Below are 19,167 nucleotides of genomic sequence, written 5' to 3' on the forward strand. Positions count from 1 at the left end.
TCGTGTTGCACCAGCATCAGATGGCCCCCGCCTTCGCGGCGATGACGGGCTATTTCCGCACCATCGCTCTCCACCCCGGAGCAGTCCCCCTGTCCAAACCCACCCTTTTGCGCTAACGGCGCGCGATGCAAACGACTGCGACTCCCCGGACCTACCGCGTCAAGAGCTTCGGCTGCCAGATGAACGTCTATGACGGCGACCGCATGGCCGAACTGCTCGCCGAACAGGGCATCACCGCCGCGCCGGAAGGCGAGGAGGCGGACCTTGTCGTGCTGAACACCTGCCACATCCGCGAGAAGGCGGCGGAGAAGGTCTATTCCGACATCGGCCGCCTCGTGAAGAACTGGGACCGCGAGGACGGATCGGCACCGATGATCGCCGTCGCCGGCTGCGTCGCGCAGGCCGAGGGCGAGGAGATCATGGCCCGCGCGCCCGCCGTGACGATGGTCGTCGGCCCGCAAGCCTACCACCGCCTGCCCGAGATGGTCCGCGCCGCCAGCGCGGGCGAGCGCGTCACCGACACCGACATGCCCGCCGAGACCAAGTTCGACGCCCTGCCCCGGCGCAAGCGGTCCGGCCCCACGGCGTTCCTGACCGTGCAGGAAGGCTGCGACAAGTTCTGCACCTATTGCGTGGTGCCCTATACCCGCGGCGCCGAAGTCTCGCGCCCTTATGCCGCGCTGATCGACGAGGCGAAGCTGCTGGTCGAGGCCGGCGCGCGCGAGATCACGCTGCTCGGCCAGAACGTCAATGCCTGGACCGGCGAGAACGCCAAGGGGCAGACGGTCGGCCTCGACGGTCTGGCGCGCGAGCTGGCGGCGATCCCGGAGCTGGCGCGCATCCGCTACACCACCAGCCATCCCAACGACATGACGCAGGGCCTGATCGACGCCCACGGCGAGAACGCCAAGCTGATGCCGTTCCTCCACCTGCCGGTGCAGGCGGGCAACGACCGCGTGCTCAAGGCGATGAACCGCAGCCACACGGTCGAGAGCTACCTGAAGATCCTCGACCGGGTGCGCGCGGTGCGGCCGGACATCGCGTTGTCGGGCGACTTCATCGTCGGCTTCCCCGGCGAGACCGACGCCGAATTCGAGGATACGCTGGGGCTCGTCGACACGGTCGGCTATGCGCAGTGCTTCAGCTTCAAGTATTCGCCCCGCCCCGGCACGCCTGCCGCGACGATGGGCGACCAGGTCTCCGCCGCCGTGATGGACGAGCGGCTGCAACGCCTCCAGTCCGCACTCAACCGCGACCAGCTGGCGTTCAACGCCGCGACGGTCGGCAAGACCTGCGACGTGCTGGTGGAGCGCAAGGGCAAGCATGCCGGACAGTGGCTCGGCAAGTCGCCGTGGCTGCAGTCGGTTCACTTCACCGGAGAGGCAGAGGTCGGCCAGATCGTGCGCGTCGAGGTCACCAGCGCCGGGCCGAACAGCCTCGGTGCGGTGCCGCTGACCGCAGAGGTGGCGTGAACGCTGTAAATTCGGGCCGCCAGCCACTCGTCCTCATCCCCGGCCTGACTTGCGACGCGGAGGTCTTCCGCGCCCAGACTGCCGCGCTGGCGGACGTGGCGGACATGACCGTCGCCGATACGCTCAGCGACGGCTCGATCGCCGCCATGGCCGAGCGGCTGCTCGACGATGCGCCCGATACCTTCGCGCTCGCGGGGTTCTCGATGGGCGGCTACGTGGCGATGGAAGTGATCGCCCGCGCGCCGGAGCGGGTCACGCGGCTCGCTCTGCTCGACACCAGCGCCACGGCTGATGCGCCCGACTATGCCGCCGTCCGCCGCGCCGCCGTCAGGACCGCGCGGGAACGCGGCTTCGAAAAGGTGCTGCGCGGCAGTCTCGGGCTGCTGGTCCATCCGCAGGCGAATCCGGCGATCGGCGATGCGGTGGTGGCGATGGCCCTGCGGGTCGGGATCGAGGCGTTCGAGCGCCAGCAGGGCGCGATCATCGCCCGCGCCGATCCGCTGCCGGGCCTCGCCGCGATCTCGGTGCCGACGCTGGTGCTGGTCGGCGAGGACGACCGCACCACGCCGCCGCACTATTCGCGCACGATCGCGCAGGCCGTGCCGGGTGCGACCTTGGTGACGATCCCCGAATGCGGCCACATGGCGCCGATGGAGCGGCCGGAAGCGGTGAACGCGGCGCTGCGTGAGTGGCTTTCGGCGTAGTCGAGCCTGTCCGCCAACGGCGAGTCAAGATCACACAGGTTCGTCATTGCGAGCGCAGCGAAGCAATCCAGGGCAGCGCAAACCGCCTTGGATTGCTTCGCTGCGCTCGCAATGACGAAAGGCGGGCATCCACGAAAAAGCCCCGGAACTCGCGCTCCGGGGCTCTTCCTGCAAGGGGGTGTGCTTCTTACCAGAAGAAGCCGTTGTGCGCGGTGACCACGCGGCCGGTGCGGGTGTTCACCATGACCACGTCGTTGTTGTAGCGGACCCAGCGATGGCCGGCGCGCGGGGCGGGCAGGCGGTAGCGGGCATAGTCACGCACCCAGTAGCGGTCACCGTAGTAGGCGGGCTGGAAGCGGTAGCCGACCGCCACCGGGCGATAGCGATAGCCGCGCGGGCCGACGTAGGCCGGGCGGCGGTAGTCGTTGCGATGCGACTGGCGATAGTCGCGCCAGTCCTCGCGCAGTTCCTGGCGGGAGTCGCGCACATCGCGGCGGGCATCGCGGACGTCGCGGCGGTCACCGTAGCGCTGGGCCTGGCGCAAGTCGCGCTCGTCGCGGCGAACCTCGCGGGCGCTGTCACGGACTTCGCGGGCGCTCTGTGCCGAGGCCATGCTCGGGACCGCGACGGTCGGCAGGGCTACACCGGCAGCCAGGGCAATCATGAAGAACTTGCGCACCTGTATTCTCCTTCTTCTCAAGAGCCGTATCCGGCCTTCTGATTGGAAACTGCCCGCGCGCTCCTGAACGATCCGGGAATGCGGCGTGCAGCGTGGGGACATAAGTGTCGCACCCTTGCGACAGTTGCATGCCGGAGCGCCGAAACGCGCAGTTATCCCCGACGAAACGCAGGAAATTTTGCAGAAACCTCCTTGCGGGGCGCGCCCTGTGGAGCCATCTTCACGGTAGAACGAGACATCAATCTCGCATGAAAGGAGCACATGGCCCGCAAAGCAGCCCGTGCCGTCGATCCGGCACAATTCCGCCCCGAAACCCACCGTCGGGCGCGTGTCGAAATAGATTTCGACGAACCTGTGTTGCTGGGAGCCCTGTTCGGGCAATTCGATTCAAATCTGGTGCAGGTGGAGAACCGCCTCGGCGTGTACATCTCCGCCCGGGGCAGCAAGATCCAGATCGAAGGGCCGGACGATGCCGTCGCCCGCGCGCGCGACACGCTCAAGGGCATGTATCACCGGCTGGAGATGGGGCAGGCGCTCGATTCCGGCGCCATCGAATCCCTGATCGCCATGAGCACCGAACCCACCCTCGAAGGCATCATCACCGGTGACGCGGGCGCGCCGCCGATCATGATCCGCACCCGCAAGAAGACGATCGTGCCGCGTTCGGCGACGCAGATCGACTACATGCGCCAGCTCGCCAAGTCGGACGTCATCTTCGCGCTCGGCCCGGCAGGCACCGGCAAGACGTACGTGGCGGTGGCGCAGGCGGTCAGCCAGCTGATGACCGGCTCGGTCCAGCGCCTGATCCTGTCGCGCCCGGCGGTCGAGGCGGGCGAAAAGCTGGGCTTCCTGCCCGGCGACATGAAGGACAAGGTCGATCCGTACCTGCGTCCGCTCTACGACGCGCTCTACGACTGCATGCCGCCCGAGCAGGTGGAACGCCGCCTCGCCAACGGCGAGATCGAGATCGCCCCGATCGCCTTCATGCGCGGCCGCACGCTGGCCGATGCCTTCGTCATCCTCGACGAGGCGCAGAACACCACGCGCGAGCAGATGAAGATGTTCCTTACCCGCTTCGGCCAGAACAGCCGCATGGTGGTGTGCGGAGACCCGCGCCAGGTCGATATCCCCGGCGGCGATCGCCACTCGGGCCTAGCCGACGCGGTCGCCCGGCTGGAGGGCGTGGACGGCATCGCGGTGACCCGCTTCACCGCGGCGGACGTGGTGCGCCATCCGATCGTCGGCCGCATCGTCGAGGCTTACGAGGGGCCGGACGCTTAAGAGAAAGGCCCACCCCCAACCCCTCCCGCAAGCGGGAGGGGAGAAGGTCGTGATTGCCCTCCCGCCTGCGGGAGGGCCGGGAGGCTTGGCCCGCAGGGCCTAGCCGGACGGGGTGGGCTTGTTACTCCGCCGCCTTCTTCGCCTCGCCCTCGTCCAGCTCCTTGCGCGAGATGCCGAGCAGCCCGGCCAGCTTGTCCTTCTCGGCGCTCTTGAGGTCCGCGTACTTGCGCGGGGCAGGCAGATCGGCGGTGGAGGCCTTCACCTTGTCGATGATCGCCGGCATTTCCTTCATCAGCCGGGGCATCAGCGCCTGCATCCTGTTCATGACCTCGGGCGACATCATGATGATGTAGGAATCCGCCGCGTAGGCCTTGCCCGTCGGCGTGGCGAAGAAGGCATTCATCTCCTGCAGCTGCTTCGCGTCGAACCGTCCGGCGTAGGCGCTCGCCAGACCGTCGCGGATGTCGGGCTCGAACTGGGTCATCAGGCCCATCATGTCGGTCATCATCGTACGGGTGGTGGCCGACATGCGCTGCTTGAAGGCCGGGTCGTAGATCTCCATGATCTGCGCCATGGTGCCGCTGCCCAGCTTCTCGGTATCGACGCCGCTGATCCCGGCAAGGTCCTTGAGCGGCATCTGCATCATGGAATCCATGATGGAATCCATCATCTTGTCCATCGTGCCGTTCATGATCCGGCCATAGGTCCCGAGTGGGAACACGTAGTCGACCGTCTGCTTCGCAGCGGCAAGACGCGCCGGGTCGGTGGCAGCTACGGGCTCGGCTGCAAGAGCAGGCGAAGCGGACGCCAGCAGGGCGGCGCAAGCGGTAAGGACGAAACGCATCTGAGATACTCCCACAGGCCCGCTCTAACGGGACGCCGCAGGGCATATCCCGTTCGCCGCTATGGGAAAAATGAAAATGATGGTTGGTCGCGATAGCCCCGTCATTGCGAGCGTAGCGAAGCAATGACGATCAGTGTGCGGAGGGCGTCAAAGCCCCGCTTGCAGCAGCCACTCGTGGAAGATGCGCACCGGCCGCGCTTCCAGCGACTTGGGGCGACACACGAACCAGTAGCGGTACGGGCTCTCCACCTCGATGTCGTAGACCCGCGCGAGGCGGGTATCGTGCGAGCGGCGGAAGTGGTCGTCGTGCATGATCGCGATGCCCAGACCTTGCGCCGCGGCCTCCAGCACCAGCTGGCCGGAATCGAAGCGGTCCACCGAGGCCGGGTCGAGATCGGGCAGGTCGATCGCGCGCTTCCACGCATCAAGGCTGTCGGGCAGGTCCTGATGGATCAGGAACGTCTGGCGCGACAGCTTCGCCTCGTCCGGCACCGGGCCCAGTTCCTCGGCCAGCGCCTGCGAGGTGATCGCGTAGACCTTGTTGTGATCGAGCTGCACCCGGTAATACTGCGGGTCCGGCTCCTTCGCGAGGATGATCGCGGCGTCCAGCGTATCGCCGACGCGGTCTTCCAGATGCGCGCCGGTATCGATGTCGATGTGCAGGCGCGGATGCAGCTTGCGCAGTTCGGGCAGCCGCGGGAACAGCCGCTGGCCGCCGAACAGCGAAGGCACGCCCAGATGCAGGCGCAGCACCTGGCCGCGATCGATCTGCGCCTCGACCGCTTCGGCCAGTTCTTCCAGCTTGGGCGCGATGGCGGTGTAGAACGCCTGCCCCTCGTCGGTCAGTTTCATCGCCTGGTGCTGGCGGGTGAACAGGCGCTTGCCGGTGAAGTCCTCCAGCGCGGCGACGCGGCGCGACAGGGCCGAGGGACTGAGCGCCAGCTCGTTGGCTGCCGCCTTGGCGGAACCGAGACGCACCACGCGCACGAAAGCTTCGAGCGCACGCAGGGGAGGTAGACGACGTACTGGCACTATTGCGGTCTTTTCACTCGGTTATGGCCGCCGCCGGAGGGTCCGGCGACAGCGGTTATTCGGCCTCGCTCTCCAACTCTTCCACGGGCGGATGCAGGCGCAGGCGCGTCACGCGTCGCTCGTCGCCGTCCGTCACCTCGATCTTCCAGCCGCTTTCGTGGTCCAGGACCGCGCCCACTTCGGGCACTTGTCCGGCCAGCACGAAAGCCAGGCCGCCGAGAGTATCAACCGCTTCCTCGACTTCGGCCAGCCGCGGGTCGATCCGCTCGGCCACATCGTCCAGTTCGGCTCGGGCGTCCGCGTCCCACATACCTGCGTCGATTGCAACCAGCAATTCCTCGGGCGCATCATCGTGCTCGTCCTCGATCGAGCCGACGATCTCTTCCACGAGGTCCTCGATGGTGATGATGCCGTCGGTGCCGGTGTACTCGTCGATCACGACCGCAAGGTGGATGCGCTGGGCGCGCATGTCGGCCAGCACATCCAGCGCGCCGCGCGATTGCGGCACGTAGAGCGGCTGGCGCATCAGCGTCGTCCAGTCCTCGGGCGGGGGGGCGCTGCGGGCCAGCAGCGGGAACACGTCCTTGATGTGGATCATGCCCTTGATGGCGTCGAGCGTCTCTCCGTAGACCGGCATGCGGCTGTGGCCGTGCTCTGCGAAGGCTTCCACCACTTCGGCCCAGCTGGCCGAGGCGGGGATCGCCACGATCTCGCTGCGCGGGATGGCGACGTCGTCGGCATCGTGCTCGCTGAAATGCAGGAGGTTGCGCAGCATCTGCCGCTCGATCGGCGAGAGATCGCCGGTCAGCGCGCCGCTGGCCTCACCTTCGTGCTCGTTGATGACTTCCTCAAGCTGGGCGCGCAGGGACTGGTCGCCCTCTGCGTGGAAAAGCCGCTTGAATGCACGCCAAAGCGTGTTGGTACTGTCCCCTTCTCCGAAACCGGAGTCGGCGTGGCGGCCATTGTCGGCCATCGTACGGTTAAATCCCTGTTGCTGCAGTGCGGTCCCCATATGGGTCGGGAATGCCTAAAACTGCAAGTGACTTTGTTTCGAGCGCTTCCATCGCCTCGGCATCCTCGTCCGAGGTCTCGTGATCGTGGCCCGCCAGATGGAGCAGGCCATGGATGATGAGGTGAGTGGCGTGGTGTTCGACCGGGATGCCTTTTTCGGCCGCCTCGCGCGTGCAGGTTTCGCACGCCAGCGCGAGGTCGCCGAGCATTTCGGGCGGCCCGTCCTCGTCCAGATCGAGCAGGGCCTCGCGCTCCAGCATGGGGAAGGAGAGCACGTTGGTCGGCTTGTCCTTGGCCCGCCATTCGCGGTTGAGGACGTGGACTTCGGCGTCGCTGGTGAACAGCAGGCTGGTGGTGAGGCGCTCGTTGTCCAGCTCGGGCGCGAGGGTGACGAGGGCTTCCAGCGCCGCCTGCGCGAGATCGGCCCAGTCGGTCGCGGCGTCCCAGGGTTCTTCGATGTCGATTTCGAGGTCCATGGAATGCGCCTTATCGCGCGGGGTGGCCGGGGTCGAGTGGTTCCACTCTCCCCCACCCCCGTCATTGCGAGCGTAGCGAAGCAATCCAGCGCGGCGTTCAACTGCCCTGGATTGCTTCGCTACGCTCGCAATGACGAAAAAGGGATCCGGCAAGGCCCCGTGGGAGAGAGGAAACGATCGCCGAAACCTCGCCGGACGCCCCTTCGTACCTCCCCCCGGACAAACCGCCCATTGTGCCAAGGACCCGCTTGCCATACCGGGCGAGGCATGAGCCGGCTCGATTCACACCTCGAGGCAGCGCTGGAGCGCGTGACCCGCGCCGGACAGCGCCGGACCTTGCGCGCTACGACCCTGCTGCCCGGCGGTCGGATCGAGCGCGCCGGGCGCACGATGCTCGACTTCTCCAGCAACGACTACCTTGGCCTCGCCCGCCATCCGCTGCTGGTGGAACGCTCGGCCGAGTGGGCCGCGCGGGACGGTTCCGGCTCCGGCTCCTCACGGCTGGTGACCGGGACGAGCGCGGCGCACCTCGCGCTGGAAGCGCGCATCGCTGCGTTCAAGCACTGCGAGGCGGCGCTGATCTTCGCCAGTGGCTGGCAGGCCAACGCGGCGGTGATCCCGGCGCTGCTCGCGGCCATCCCGGGCGTGGCCATATTCACCGACCGCCTGATCCATGCCTCGATGCACGCGGGAATCGCGATGGCGGGCGTGCGCCAGCACCGCTTCCGCCACAACGACCTGGGCCACCTCGAAACCCTGCTGGCGGAAAAGGGTGCCGATGCCCCCGCCCGCCTGATCCTGACCGAGAGCGTGTTCTCGATGGACGGCGACCGCGCCGACATGGTGCGCCTCGCCGATATCGCCGAGCGCCACGACGCCGCGCTGTTCGTCGACGAGGCCCATGCCACCGGCGTGCTCGGCCCCGAGGGACGCGGGCTTTCGGCGCTGGTGCCGGGCAAGGTGGACCTTGTGATGGGCACCTTCAGCAAGGCGCTGGGCGGCTTCGGCGCCTATGTGGCCGGATCGCGGGTGCTGATCGACTACCTGACCAACGCAGCGAGCGGCTTCATCTTCACCACCGCCCCGCCACCCGCCGTGCTGGGCGCAGTGGACGCAGCGCTGGACCTGCTGCCGGGCATGGACGCCGAGCGCGCGCACCTCGCCGCACTGGGTGACCGGCTGCGCGAAGGACTGGCCCGCCTCGGCCTCGATCACGGCGCGTCCTCGACCCAGATCGTGCCCGCCGTGATCGGACCGGAGGACGGGGCGATGGCGCTCTCCGCAAGGCTGGAGGCGGCAGGCTTCCTCGCCTCCGCGATCCGCCCGCCGACGGTGCCGGCCGGCACCAGCCGCCTGCGCCTCGCCCTGCGCGCCGGGCATTCGGGGGCCGACATCGACGCCCTGCTCGCCGCTATCGAGGCAATCACCGGAGAGCGGGGGTGAAGCTGCTGTTCGCCCACGGCTGGGGCTTCGACCACCGCTTCTGGGAACCGCTCGCCGCGCTGCTGCCCGAGCGGGCGCAGGTCATCGACGACCGGGGCTACTTCGGCACGCCGCATGAGCCTGCCGTCGAAGGCCCCTGCATCGCAATCACCCATTCCTTCGGCACCATGCGCGTCCTCGCCGCCCCGCCGCCGGGCCTCATGGGAATCGTGGCGATCAACGGGTTCGAGCGGTTCACCGCCGTTCCGGGCCGACCGGGCGTCCCGGTCCGCGTACTCGACCGCATGCTGCGCCGCTTCGAGACCGACCCGCGCGGCGTGCTCGCCGAGTTCCGCAAGACCTGCGGCTCCGCCGAGGCCTTCGGAGAAATCGCCACCGAAGCGCTCGCCGCCGACCTCCTGCGCCTGCGCGACGCCGCCCCGTCGCTGCCGGACGTGCCGATACTGGCGATCCACGGCGGGGCCGACCCGCTGCTCCCGCCCGAGATGCGCGCCGCCACGTTCACCGGAGCACAGGTCCGCCGCATCGACCACGAAGCGGGCGGCCATCTCCTGCCGCTGCAAGCTCCGGAGCTGTGCGCCGCCGCCGTTCGCGGGCTATTGTCGTGAGCAGGCGGGAACGCATCCGCAGCGCCTTCGCCGCCGCACCCGACTACGACGGCCACGCCCGCATCCAGCGCGAGGTCGCCCAGACCCTCGCCGCGCGCATCGCCGCGCTCGACCTTCCGCCCGCCCCGCGCGTGCTGGAGATCGGCTGCGGCACCGGCTTCCTGACCTCCGCGCTGATCGATCAGGGCATCGGCGGCGACTGGCTGGTCACCGACATCGCGCCCGAAATGGTGGAGCGTTGCTGCGCCGCCCTTCCCACGTCCGACGATGCGCGAACGCTTCGCTTCGCCACCCTCGACGGCGAGCACGGCACGCCCGAGGGCGCCCCGTTCGACCTCATCTGCTCCAGCCTTGCGGTGCAGTGGTTCGACGATACGCCCGCCGCCCTCGCCCGCCTGTCGCAGTGGCTGGCGCCCGGCGGGCACCTCGTCGTCACCACGCTGGGACCGCGCAGTTTCCAAGAATGGCGCGCCGCGCACGAAGCCGAGGGGATAACTCCCGGCACCCCCGCCTACCCCCCGGTGGAGGCCTTCGCGACACTCTCCCCCGAGACGCTGCTGGTCGAGGACATGACCGAAACCCACCTCGATCCGCGCGCCTTCGTGCGTGCAGTCAAGGCCATCGGCGCAGGCACTTCCGCGCCTTCGCACCGGCCTCTCAACCCGGCGCAGCTGCGCGCGGTGATGGCGCGGTTCGCCCAAAGCGGATGCAACGTCACTTACGAGGTGGTGACCTGCCACTTGCGCCGCGCCCCGACATTTCCTTACGTGAGCCCCCAATGACCCAGCGCACCCTGATCGTCACCGGCACCGATACCGGCATCGGCAAGACCGTCTTGGCCGCCGCGCTGGCGGGGGCGCTGGGCGCGCATTACTGGAAGCCGGTGCAGGCCGGAATCGAGGAGGAAGGCCCCGACGCCCAGCGCGTCGGCTTCCTCGGCGGACTGCCCGAAGGCAAGGTGCTGGCCGAGGCCTATAGCCTGACCACGCCCTGCTCCCCCCACCTCGCCGCCGAGATCGACGGCGTGACCATCGACACCGCCCGCCTCGCCCTGCCGGACATCGATGGCCCGCTGGTGGTCGAGGGCGCAGGCGGCGCTCTGGTGCCGATCTCGCGCACGGAAACCTACGCCGACCAGTTCGCCCGCTGGGGCGCGCCGGTGGTGCTGGTGGCGCGCACGATGCTGGGCACCATCAACCACTCGCTGCTCTCGATCGAGGCCCTGCGCGCGCGGGGCGTCGAGGTGCTCGGTGTGGCCTTCGTCGGCGATCCGGTGGAGGACAGCGAGGCCACCATCTGCGCGATGGGCAACGTCAAGCGCCTCGGCCGCCTGCCCCGCCTCGATCCGCTGACGCCACAGACGCTGGCCGCCGCCTTCGCCGCAAACTTCCGGCTGGAGGACTTCGCGTGACACTTCCGCCCGCCGCTTCTCCTGTCTGGCACCCCTTCACCCAGCATGGCCTCGGCGAGCCGATCCCGCTCGTCACCCATGCCGAAGGCGCGCTGCTGCACACGGCGGACGGGCGCACGGTGATCGACGCGATCTCGTCCTGGTGGGTGACCACGCACGGCCACTGCCACCCGCGCATCATGGCCGCCGTAGCCGAACAGGCCCAGAAGCTCGACCAGCTGATCTTCGCGGGCTGGACGCACGAACCCGCCGAGCAGGTCGCCGCCGGACTGACCGCGATCATGCCGAGCGAACTGACGCGGGTGTTCTTCTCCGACAGCGGCTCCACCAGCGTTGAGGTCGCGCTGAAGATGGCGCTCGGCTACTGGCATGCGCAAGGTGAAGCGCGCCACCGCATCGTGGTGATGGAACATTCCTACCACGGCGACACCATTGGCGCGATGTCGGTGGGCGCGCGCGGGGTGTTCAACCAGCCCTATGCGCCGCTGCTGTTCGACGTCGGCCGCATCCCCTACCCCGCCGCCGGGGCCGAGCAGGAAACGCTCGACGCGCTGGAGGCCCTGTGTCGCGAGGGCGACATCGCCGCGCTGATCCTGGAACCACTGATCCTCGGCTCGGGCGGCATGCTGGTCTACGGCCCGGAAACCTTGCGCGCGATGCGCGAAATCTGCACCCGCTACGGCGTCCTGTTCATCGCCGACGAGGTGATGACCGGCTGGGGCCGCACCGGCACCCTGCTGGCCTGCGAACAGGCCGACGTGGTCCCCGACATCCTGTGCCTGTCCAAGGGACTGACCGGCGGCTCGCTGCCGCTGGCGGTAACCATGGCGACCGAGGACATCTTCGCCGCGCACTGGTCCACCGACCGCGCGAAGATGTTCTTCCATTCCTCCAGCTACACCGCCAACCCGCTGGCCTGCGCCGCCGCCGCCGCCAACCTCGCGATCTGGGCCGAGGAGCCGGTGCGCGAATGCATCGACGACCTCGCTCGCAGGCAGTCGGCCTGGCTTGAGAAGCTGGGCCGGTTCTGCCACTTCGACAACCCGCGCACGCTCGGCACGATCGCCGCGCTGGACATGCGCACGATGGGCACCGGCGGCTACATGGACAGCCTCGCGCCCGAACTCATGGCCTTCTTCCGCAGCCGCGACGTGCTGCTGCGCCCGCTGGGCAACACGGTTTACGTGATGCCGCCCTACTGCATCACCGACGACCAGCTCGACGAAGTGTGGAACGCCATCGGCGAGGCCGTCGTCTCGTTCTAGTGGCCTGAAATTAGGCGGCGTAAGCTTTCGCAATTGCGAATGGAGCCGAGCCGCCCGGCAGCTTTGTCGCGACCGCAACATCGGTGAGCAGCGCAAATCCTTTGTGCTCCATGGCCCTTCAACCCCCGCTTTCCGGCGACTTCAGACGCCTCCTGCCTGCGATGCCGTTTTACAACATTTCCGTCAAAACGAACCTGTCGCAAAATGTTGCTATTGCGAATGATCCGCATTCCCGTTAGCCGCCGATGCAATCGAGTGCGGCACGATCGCAAGCAGGGGAAATTCTCATGAAGTTCAAGTTCGCTCTGATGCTGGGGTGCACCGGCATGCTGGTCGCGGCGCCTGCCATGGCGCAGACCGCAAGTGGGGAGCCCGCAAGCGATGACATCATCGTCCTCGCGCAGCGCGTAAACGCCACCCATGTCGATGACGGCGGCAGCGCCGGCGTGCTCGGCAACAACGCGGCCGAGAACCTGCCCTTCAACGTGCGCAGCTTCGACGAGACTCTGATCCTCAACCAGCAGCCGCGCTCGCTGGGCGAAGTGCTCGACAACGACCCCACCGTGCGCACCACTTACGGTTACGGCAACGCCGCCGAAAGCTTCGTGATCCGCGGTTTCGAACTCTACGGCGACGACGTCGGCCTCAATGGCCTCTACGGCATCACCCCGCGCCAGCTGATCGCACCCGAACTCTTCCAGAGCGTGCAGGTTCTCAATGGTGCCAGCGCCTTCCTCAACGGCGCCGCGCCGGGCGGCTCCGGCCTTGGCGGCAGCGTCAACCTGATGCTCAAGCGCGCCGGCGACCAGCCGCTCAACCGCGTGACCTTCGGCTACACCTCGGATTCGCACTGGTCGGGCAGCTTCGACGTGGCCCGCCGCTCCAGCGACGGCCGGTTCGGCGTGCGCGTTAACGGCAATTATCAGGACGGCCAGCTCGGCATCGACGGCGAGGACCGCCGCACCCGCGTGCTGGGCGTCGGCCTCGACTATGACGGCGGCCCGCTGCGCGTCTCGCTCGACCTCGCCTACCAGCAGGTTCGCGTGGACAACCTGCGCCCCAAGGTAACGATCAACTCGGCGACGATGCCGCGCGTGCCCAAGGCCGATGCGAACTACGCGCAAGACTATACCTACACCAAGCTGCGCGACCTGTTCGGCATCCTGAACGTCGAATACGACGTGTCGGACGAATTCATGCTCTATGCCAAGGCCGGCGCGCGCGACGGCTCGGAAGAAGGCATCTACGGCGGCCAGTCGGTCAGCAACGCGACGACCGGTGCGGGCTTCCTCACCGCGCTCTACGTGCCGCGCACCGACAACAACGAAGCGGTGGATTTCGGCGGCCGCGTGAAGCTGGGCTCGGCGGTCACGCATGAGTTCAACTTCGGCTCCAGCATGAGCTGGCAGGTCAACCGCAACGCCTTCGACTTCCGCTACGGCAGCGACTTCACCGGCGTTGCCAACAACTTCTACGACGTGCAGCAGGTTTCCCTGCCCAACTCGGTGTTCGTCGGCGGCGATCTCGACGATCCGTTCCCAATCTCGCGCACCAGCCTCTGGAGCATCTACGCCTCCGACACCGTCGGCTTCTGGGACGACCGGATCCAGATCACCGGCGGCCTGCGCCTCCAGAACATCAAGGTGAAGAGCTACAACGCCTACGACGGCGGCTCGCTGACCTCGACGTACGAGGATGACGCGATCACCCCGATCGTCGGCATCGTCGTCAAGCCATTCGAGGGGCTGTCGCTCTACGCCAACCGCATCGAGGCGCTGCAGCAGGGCTCCAGCGCGCCGGTGACGGCGGTGAACTATCCGGACGTGATCCCGCCCTACAAGACCAAGCAGTACGAGTTCGGGGGCAAGCTGAAGGTTGGCCCGGTGTTCCTGAGCCTGGCGCTCTACCAGATCGACAAGCCCAACATCCTGTCGATCGACGCAACCCCGGACAACCCGGACGACACGCTGGTATACTACGGCCTGTTCGGCAAACAGCGCAATCGCGGCGTCGAGTTCACCGTCAACGGCGAACTGGCGCCCGGCCTGCGGCTGATCTCGGGCGTCGCGGTCAACGATGCCAAGCAGCGCCGCACCAACGATCCGCTGACCGAGGGCAAGGATGCCAAGGGCGTCGCCGACTGGACCGCCAACGCCAACCTCGAATGGGACACCCCGATGGTCGAGGGCCTGACCCTGACCGGGCGCGTCACGCATACCGGCAAGCAGTGGGTCAATGCGCAGAACACCCTGAGCATCCCCGACTGGACGATCTTCAACCTCGGCGCCCGCTACGTGCTGGCGGCGGGCGACGTGCCGGTCACGCTGCGCCTCAACGTCGATAACGTCGCGAACAAGCGCTACTGGGCTTCGGCCTTCGACACGTTCGCGAACTCGGTGCTGCAGGGCCAGCCGCGCACCATCAAGGCGTCGATCTCGGCCGACTTCTAAGACACATGCCGGCAGGGGCGCTGCGGCGCTCCTGCCGGTTGCTTCGTTTCGCTCGCGGGTGGCGATCAGGATATGTCCATCGCGCTGGGCTTGCTCGATCGTTCGACCATACCGGTCGTTTCGACGCCGTCCCACGTATAGACCGCGTGCGCCTGCTGGACGATCGGCCAGTCTTTAGGCCAGTCCGGCGGCAGCACATGCCCGCCGCGAGAGCGGGTATTGGCGAAAGTCCGCCCTCCGATCTTAACCCGGCGCCCGTCCACCGTCTCCAGCACGCAGGACACGTCCTCGCCGCCGGTCACCAGTCGCCGCAGCCATGGGATCACCACCGGCCGCGCGCCGGTGCGCACCCCGTCCTCGATGATCCAGCCTTCCGAGTAGCTCGGCGGCTCGCCCTCGCGCACAGGGTAGGAATTGAAGCCGAAGGCGCGGCCGTCCGGGAACACGGCGGACTGCCAGCAGTGCCCCCAGAATCCCGCGAAGGCGCGGAAACCCGTTCGGCGGATGCGCAGGCCATTGCCGCGAAACGCGCGCTCCTCGCCATCGATGACGAGGGTGCCGCTGCAGCGGAACAGCTGCTCGTAGCGCGGGCTCATGTAGTCGCCCTGCTTGCCGCCGAGCGCCTCGGCTGCTTCGGGAAGGATCGTGCCCGGCTCCCAAGGGATCGCGGCCATCTCCATATCGACGGTGAAGGCGACCTCGCTCCACGCGGTTTCGGCGAAATCGGGGTTGTCGAGGATTTCCTGCGCGCTGGTCCGCGCCACCGGGCCTTCGAAGGCAGCCGTCCAGCGGCGGAACGGCTCCGCGCATGCGAAGCGTACCGGGCCAGTCCCGCGCACCGAGGGCCTGCCTTGCGCGTCGTAGGGGGAATGCGGCTCGCCCGCGCCGCGCCGCGACCACAGGTGCCCGTCGGTGAAGGCGATGTCGAGCCACAGCTCGTGCCGGTCCCACTGCGCGCCGACCGCCTCGACGCCCACGCGCATGGCGAAGAGGCCGTTCTCCTCTTCGATCCACACGTTGACCGCATCGCGGATGCCGTCGTCGGGCTTTTCGGCCACGACGAATTCGCGCTCGACCGGGATACCGCCCGACAGGTCAGCCACCATCACTCTCCCTCCTCGTTTCGAGGGAGACTGTCACGCCATACGCGCCGGGTCATCCGGCAGGCCCCCGCCGGGGCGATACCTCGTCATCCCGGACTTGATCCGGGACCGCTGGCAAATCTTGAAGCGATAGATCGCAGCCACGCGCAGCAAGGGAGGCCGTTCATGGCCAGCGGTCCCGGATCAAGTCCGGGACGACGAGGTGTCAGGCGTAAGGTGGCTTGTGCAGGCCCTTGGGGCTGGTGGTGAAGATCTCGCAGCCGTCCTCGGTAATGCCGATCGAGTGCTCGAACTGCGCCGAGAGCGACTTGTCGCGGGTCACCGCCGTCCAGCCGTCGTTCAGCAGCTTCACCGGCGGCTTGCCGAGGTTGATCATCGGCTCGATCGTCATGAACATGCCCGGCTTGAGCAGCGGGCCGGTGCCGGGGCGACCGGCATGGACCACTTCGGGCGCGTCATGGAACAGGCGGCCGAGGCCATGGCCGCAGAACTCGCGCACGACGCCGTAGCGGTTCGCCTCGGCATAAGCCTGGATAGCAGCGCCGATGTCACCCACGCGGTTGCCGGGCTTCGCCTGCTCGATGCCGATCATCAGGCACTCATACGTCACGTCGACCAGACGGCGCGCCTTCAGCGGCACGTCGCCGACCAGGTACATGCGGCTGGTATCGCCGTGCCAGCCGTCCAGCAGCGGGGTCACGTCGATATTGACGATGTCGCCGTCCTTGAGCGTCTTTTCCGACGGAATGCCGTGGCACACGACGTGGTTGATCGAGATGCAGCACGAATGCGCATAGCCGCGATAGCCCAGCGTCGCCGGGACCGCGCCGCCCGCGAGGGTCAGTTCGCGCACCTTGTCGTCGATCTCGGCGGTGGAGACGCCCGGCTGCACCATCGGCGCGATTTCGTCGAGGATCTTCGCGGCGAGCGCGCCGGCGCGGCGCATGCCCTCGAAGCCGTCGGGGCCATGCAGCTTGATGGTGCCGTCGCGCAGCAGCGCTTCCTGGCCGGGCTCTACGATCTGGTATTCGGTCATCCGCCCCAGATAGCGCATCCGGGGTGAAATTGCGAGATCAGGGTTTCACCGAGAAGGCCGAGCGATACTGCGGCTTGAGCGCGGCCATCACCTTGCCCGTCACCGGCACCGTCACTTCATAGCTGCCTTCCGCGTAAGGCCCCGCCTCGTAGGGTGCGACGAGTACGCCGATGCGATCGAAGGTCTTGCGGTTGGTCGAACCCAGGATCAGCGTCTGCGCGGTCGGGTCGATGCATTCGGTGAACATCTGCCCGCTGTCGCGCTGGACCGGCTCACCCCGCTTGCCCGCGCGGGCCTTGTCGAGCCCGTCGCAGAACGGCGTGCGCAAGGCATCACGCAGCGCGTCCTGGCTGGTGAACAAGTCCATCGGCTTGCGCGCCGTGTCGGCGCCGCGATCCCACAGCAGGGTATCGAACCCGCTCATCCCGTGCGCGCCGCCGCTGTACTGGTACATCTCCGAGGACAGCGACAGCCAGCCCGGCAAGTCGGTGACCACCTTCCAGTCCACCTGCATCGAATGCGCGTGATAGGGGAAGCCGTCCTTGGTCATCTCCGCCTTGTCGCTGCGCGCGGAGGAGACCAGTTCGCCCTTGGTATCATCCAGCTTCCTGTCGAGCATCGCCCGCAGGCCGGGTAGCGCCGCCGCCGCGTCGGGATAGGAATAGCCGAACTCGTAAAGGTCGTTCTCCTCCTTTTCCGAGCGCCCCTTCACGGCGGGCGCTTCCGAGGGCGCTTCGGTGGAGGCCATCGGCAGCGCCTCTTCGCTGGCAACCGCCGTGGCGCTCGGCTGTGGATCGCTGTCGCCCGATCCACTGCACGCAGCGGCGGCAAAGGCCAGAACAACAACCATACCGGAGTATCGCATCAAAATTCCTCTCGCACTCAGGCTCGGGTGGAGGCTAGAGAATCAGGCCATGAGCGACAAGAACGCATTGATCCAGCCCGATCGCGGCCAGCAGGCCGTCTCCATCCATCTCGTCGACAAGGACGGACTGGAGAAATTCACGAAAGGCCTCACCGTTCCCCAGCGCGCCGTGCTGGAGGCCGCCCGCTTCGACGCAAGTGCCGGGGAATACGTCATTCTCCCCGAGGGTGACGGCTGGAGCGTGGCCGCAGGCGTGGCCGACGCCGGAACGCTCGGCGGCTGGTGCATGGCGAAACTCGCCGAGAAACTGCCCGCCGGGACATACCGCCGTGCTGGCGGCGAGCCGGGCGCGGCGATCTTCGGCTGGATTCTCGGCCAGTACAGCTTCGACCGCTACAAGGCCGACGCCGAGGACCACGGCCCGCGCCTGCTCCTGACCGGCGAACCCGCGCAGATCGCTGCCCTCACCGCCGAGGCGGAGGCGGTCATGCTGGTGCGCGACCTCGTCAACACCCCGGCCGAGGACATGGGGCCTGCCCAGTTGGAGGCCGAAGCCGAGGCGCTGCACAAGGCCTTCCGCGCCGAGATCCGCGTCACGCGCGGCGAGGTGCTGGAGCGCGACTTCCCGATGGTCCACGCGGTCGGCCGCGCCGCGGGCCGCAGCCACGCGCCGCGCATGATCGAACTGGAATGGGGCGACCCGAAAAACCCGCGCATCGCCGTGGTGGGCAAAGGTGTCTGCTTCGATTCGGGCGGCCTCGACGTGAAGCCCTCCGCGGGCATGCTGCTGATGAAGAAGGACATGGGCGGCGCGGCCCACGCCCTCGCCCTCGCCCGCCTAATCATGAGCGCCAACCTCCCGGTGCGCCTGCACGTGCTGGTCCCGGCGGTGGAGAATGCGATCTCGGGCAACAGCTTCCGCCCTGGCGACGTCCTGCGCAGCCGTGCCGGGATCACCGTCGAGATCGGCAACACCGACGCCGAAGGCCGCCTGATCCTGGGCGATGCGCTCACCCGCGCGGGTGAGGCCGGCCCTGAATTCATCATCGACTTCGCCACTCTGACAGGAGCGGCCCGCGTCGCGGTCGGCCCCGACCTGCCCGCGCTCTTCACCCGCGAGGATGCGACGGCCGACGCCCTGCTCGCGGCGGGCAAGACGGTGGACGACCCGTGCTGGCGCCTCCCCCTGCACGAAGGCTACCGCGAGTACCTCAAGTCCGACGTCGCCGACATCAACAACGCTGGGTCCAGCGGCTTCGCGGGCGCGAGCACGGCGGCGCTGTTCCTCGACCGCTTCGTCCCCAAGGGCGTGGAATGGGCGCACTTCGACACCTTCGCCTGGCGCCCCACCGCGAAGGCGGGCCGTCCGAAGGGCGGCGAAGCGCTCGGCCTGCGCGCGGCATGGCACATGCTGAAAGCGCGCTACGGCTGAAAACCGATGACCTGACTTCGTCATTGCGAGCGTAGCGAAGCAATCCAGAGCGGTT

At 67.8% G+C, this 19,167-nt stretch carries 18 protein-coding genes; 10 read left to right on the forward strand and 8 right to left on the reverse strand.

Annotated elements, in window-relative coordinates; translation table 11 throughout:
* The first annotated feature begins 125 nt into the window (after nt 1-125).
* Both miaB and QRN25_RS10260 read left to right on the forward strand, forming a co-directional pair.
* Nucleotides 126-1,472 (forward strand): tRNA (N6-isopentenyl adenosine(37)-C2)-methylthiotransferase MiaB, encoded by a 1,347-nt coding sequence (gene miaB / locus QRN25_RS10255; protein WP_285019390.1) that lies wholly within the window; start codon nt 126-128, stop codon nt 1,470-1,472.
* Nucleotides 1,469-2,176 (forward strand): alpha/beta fold hydrolase, encoded by a 708-nt coding sequence (locus tag QRN25_RS10260; protein WP_285019392.1) that lies wholly within the window; start codon nt 1,469-1,471, stop codon nt 2,174-2,176. The genes miaB and QRN25_RS10260 overlap by 4 nt, the downstream gene beginning before the upstream one ends.
* Nucleotides 2,177-2,363: 187 nt before the next feature.
* Here the strand turns inward: QRN25_RS10260 and QRN25_RS10265 are convergent, their stop codons facing one another.
* Nucleotides 2,364-2,855 (reverse strand): RcnB family protein, encoded by a 492-nt coding sequence (locus QRN25_RS10265; RefSeq protein WP_502910455.1) that lies wholly within the window; start codon nt 2,853-2,855, stop codon nt 2,364-2,366.
* Between the two features lie 261 nt (nt 2,856-3,116).
* Between QRN25_RS10265 and QRN25_RS10270 the strand changes: the two genes are divergently transcribed.
* Nucleotides 3,117-4,136, forward strand: a complete 1,020-nt coding sequence (locus QRN25_RS10270; protein ID WP_036525997.1) for a PhoH family protein — start codon at nt 3,117-3,119, stop codon at nt 4,134-4,136.
* Nucleotides 4,137-4,257: 121 nt separating this feature from the next.
* Here QRN25_RS10270 and QRN25_RS10275 read toward each other — a convergent pair whose 3' ends face one another.
* The 4 genes from QRN25_RS10275 to ybeY all read right to left on the reverse strand — a co-directional run bounded on the left by QRN25_RS10275 (nt 4,258) and on the right by ybeY (nt 7,499).
* Complete coding sequence (locus tag QRN25_RS10275) at nt 4,258-4,980, reverse strand: DUF2059 domain-containing protein (protein WP_285019396.1); 723 nt, start codon at nt 4,978-4,980, stop codon at nt 4,258-4,260.
* A gap of 147 nt (nt 4,981-5,127) precedes the next feature.
* On the reverse strand, nt 5,128-6,012 hold the full coding sequence (locus tag QRN25_RS10280; protein WP_172705104.1) for a LysR substrate-binding domain-containing protein: 885 nt from the start codon (nt 6,010-6,012) through the stop codon (nt 5,128-5,130).
* 55 nt (nt 6,013-6,067) lie between these two features.
* Entirely contained in the window at nt 6,068-6,985 is a 918-nt protein-coding gene (locus tag QRN25_RS10285) for a hemolysin family protein (RefSeq protein WP_008831117.1), read from the reverse strand.
* A gap of 7 nt (nt 6,986-6,992) precedes the next feature.
* Entirely contained in the window at nt 6,993-7,499 is a 507-nt protein-coding gene (gene ybeY, locus QRN25_RS10290) for an rRNA maturation RNase YbeY (RefSeq protein WP_285019401.1), read from the reverse strand.
* A gap of 267 nt (nt 7,500-7,766) precedes the next feature.
* On the opposite strand from ybeY, the gene QRN25_RS10295 reads away from it, so the two are divergent.
* From QRN25_RS10295 to QRN25_RS10320, 6 genes are all read left to right on the forward strand, one after another.
* The gene (locus QRN25_RS10295; RefSeq protein ID WP_285019403.1) at nt 7,767-8,942 is read left to right on the forward strand and encodes an aminotransferase class I/II-fold pyridoxal phosphate-dependent enzyme; all 1,176 of its coding nucleotides are present in this window, start codon (nt 7,767-7,769) and stop codon (nt 8,940-8,942) included.
* Nucleotides 8,939-9,550, forward strand: coding sequence for an alpha/beta fold hydrolase (locus QRN25_RS10300; protein WP_285019405.1), 612 nt, complete (start codon nt 8,939-8,941; stop codon nt 9,548-9,550). Before QRN25_RS10295 ends, QRN25_RS10300 begins: the two co-directional genes overlap by 4 nt.
* The gene (locus QRN25_RS10305) at nt 9,547-10,332 is read left to right on the forward strand and encodes a methyltransferase domain-containing protein (protein ID WP_285019408.1); all 786 of its coding nucleotides are present in this window, start codon (nt 9,547-9,549) and stop codon (nt 10,330-10,332) included. Before QRN25_RS10300 ends, QRN25_RS10305 begins: the two co-directional genes overlap by 4 nt.
* Entirely contained in the window at nt 10,329-10,961 is a 633-nt protein-coding gene (gene bioD, locus QRN25_RS10310) for a dethiobiotin synthase (RefSeq protein ID WP_285019410.1), read from the forward strand. The genes QRN25_RS10305 and bioD overlap by 4 nt, the downstream gene beginning before the upstream one ends.
* Complete coding sequence (locus QRN25_RS10315; RefSeq protein ID WP_285019413.1) at nt 10,958-12,226, forward strand: adenosylmethionine--8-amino-7-oxononanoate transaminase; 1,269 nt, start codon at nt 10,958-10,960, stop codon at nt 12,224-12,226. The genes bioD and QRN25_RS10315 overlap by 4 nt, the downstream gene beginning before the upstream one ends.
* A gap of 287 nt (nt 12,227-12,513) precedes the next feature.
* Nucleotides 12,514-14,676, forward strand: coding sequence for a TonB-dependent receptor (locus tag QRN25_RS10320; RefSeq protein ID WP_285019415.1), 2,163 nt, complete (start codon nt 12,514-12,516; stop codon nt 14,674-14,676).
* Between the two features lie 65 nt (nt 14,677-14,741).
* Here QRN25_RS10320 and QRN25_RS10325 read toward each other — a convergent pair whose 3' ends face one another.
* From QRN25_RS10325 to QRN25_RS10335, 3 genes are all read right to left on the reverse strand, one after another.
* Nucleotides 14,742-15,782, reverse strand: coding sequence for a DUF7064 domain-containing protein (locus QRN25_RS10325; protein ID WP_285019524.1), 1,041 nt, complete (start codon nt 15,780-15,782; stop codon nt 14,742-14,744).
* A gap of 202 nt (nt 15,783-15,984) precedes the next feature.
* Nucleotides 15,985-16,815, reverse strand: coding sequence for a type I methionyl aminopeptidase (gene map, locus QRN25_RS10330; protein WP_008831600.1), 831 nt, complete (start codon nt 16,813-16,815; stop codon nt 15,985-15,987).
* A gap of 37 nt (nt 16,816-16,852) precedes the next feature.
* Nucleotides 16,853-17,665 carry a DUF4163 domain-containing protein gene (locus QRN25_RS10335; RefSeq protein WP_008831601.1) on the reverse strand — a complete coding sequence of 271 codons (813 nt, stop codon included), beginning with the start codon at nt 17,663-17,665 and terminating at the stop codon, nt 16,853-16,855.
* Nucleotides 17,666-17,729: 64 nt separating this feature from the next.
* On the opposite strand from QRN25_RS10335, the gene QRN25_RS10340 reads away from it, so the two are divergent.
* The gene (locus QRN25_RS10340; protein ID WP_285019419.1) at nt 17,730-19,112 is read left to right on the forward strand and encodes a leucyl aminopeptidase family protein; all 1,383 of its coding nucleotides are present in this window, start codon (nt 17,730-17,732) and stop codon (nt 19,110-19,112) included.
* The last annotated feature ends 55 nt before the right edge of the window (nt 19,113-19,167 follow it).

Source organism: Novosphingobium sp. fls2-241-R2A-195 (assembly GCF_030209485.1).
Lineage (GTDB): Bacteria > Pseudomonadota > Alphaproteobacteria > Sphingomonadales > Sphingomonadaceae > Novosphingobium > Novosphingobium resinovorum.

Coding starts and splice junctions, on each gene's coding strand:
- miaB (WP_285019390.1), top strand. CDS start 126: ATGCAAACGACTGCGACTCCCCGGACCTACCGCGTCAAGAGCTTCGGC.
- QRN25_RS10270 (WP_036525997.1), top strand. CDS start 3,117: ATGGCCCGCAAAGCAGCCCGTGCCGTCGATCCGGCACAATTCCGCCCC.
- QRN25_RS10275 (WP_285019396.1), bottom strand. CDS start 4,980: ATGCGTTTCGTCCTTACCGCTTGCGCCGCCCTGCTGGCGTCCGCTTCG.
- QRN25_RS10285 (WP_008831117.1), bottom strand. CDS start 6,985: ATGGCCGACAATGGCCGCCACGCCGACTCCGGTTTCGGAGAAGGGGAC.
- ybeY (WP_285019401.1), bottom strand. CDS start 7,499: ATGGACCTCGAAATCGACATCGAAGAACCCTGGGACGCCGCGACCGAC.
- QRN25_RS10295 (WP_285019403.1), top strand. CDS start 7,767: ATGAGCCGGCTCGATTCACACCTCGAGGCAGCGCTGGAGCGCGTGACC.
- bioD (WP_285019410.1), top strand. CDS start 10,329: ATGACCCAGCGCACCCTGATCGTCACCGGCACCGATACCGGCATCGGC.
- QRN25_RS10320 (WP_285019415.1), top strand. CDS start 12,514: ATGAAGTTCAAGTTCGCTCTGATGCTGGGGTGCACCGGCATGCTGGTC.
- QRN25_RS10325 (WP_285019524.1), bottom strand. CDS start 15,782: ATGGTGGCTGACCTGTCGGGCGGTATCCCGGTCGAGCGCGAATTCGTC.
- map (WP_008831600.1), bottom strand. CDS start 16,815: ATGACCGAATACCAGATCGTAGAGCCCGGCCAGGAAGCGCTGCTGCGC.
- QRN25_RS10335 (WP_008831601.1), bottom strand. CDS start 17,665: ATGGTTGTTGTTCTGGCCTTTGCCGCCGCTGCGTGCAGTGGATCGGGC.
- QRN25_RS10340 (WP_285019419.1), top strand. CDS start 17,730: ATGAGCGACAAGAACGCATTGATCCAGCCCGATCGCGGCCAGCAGGCC.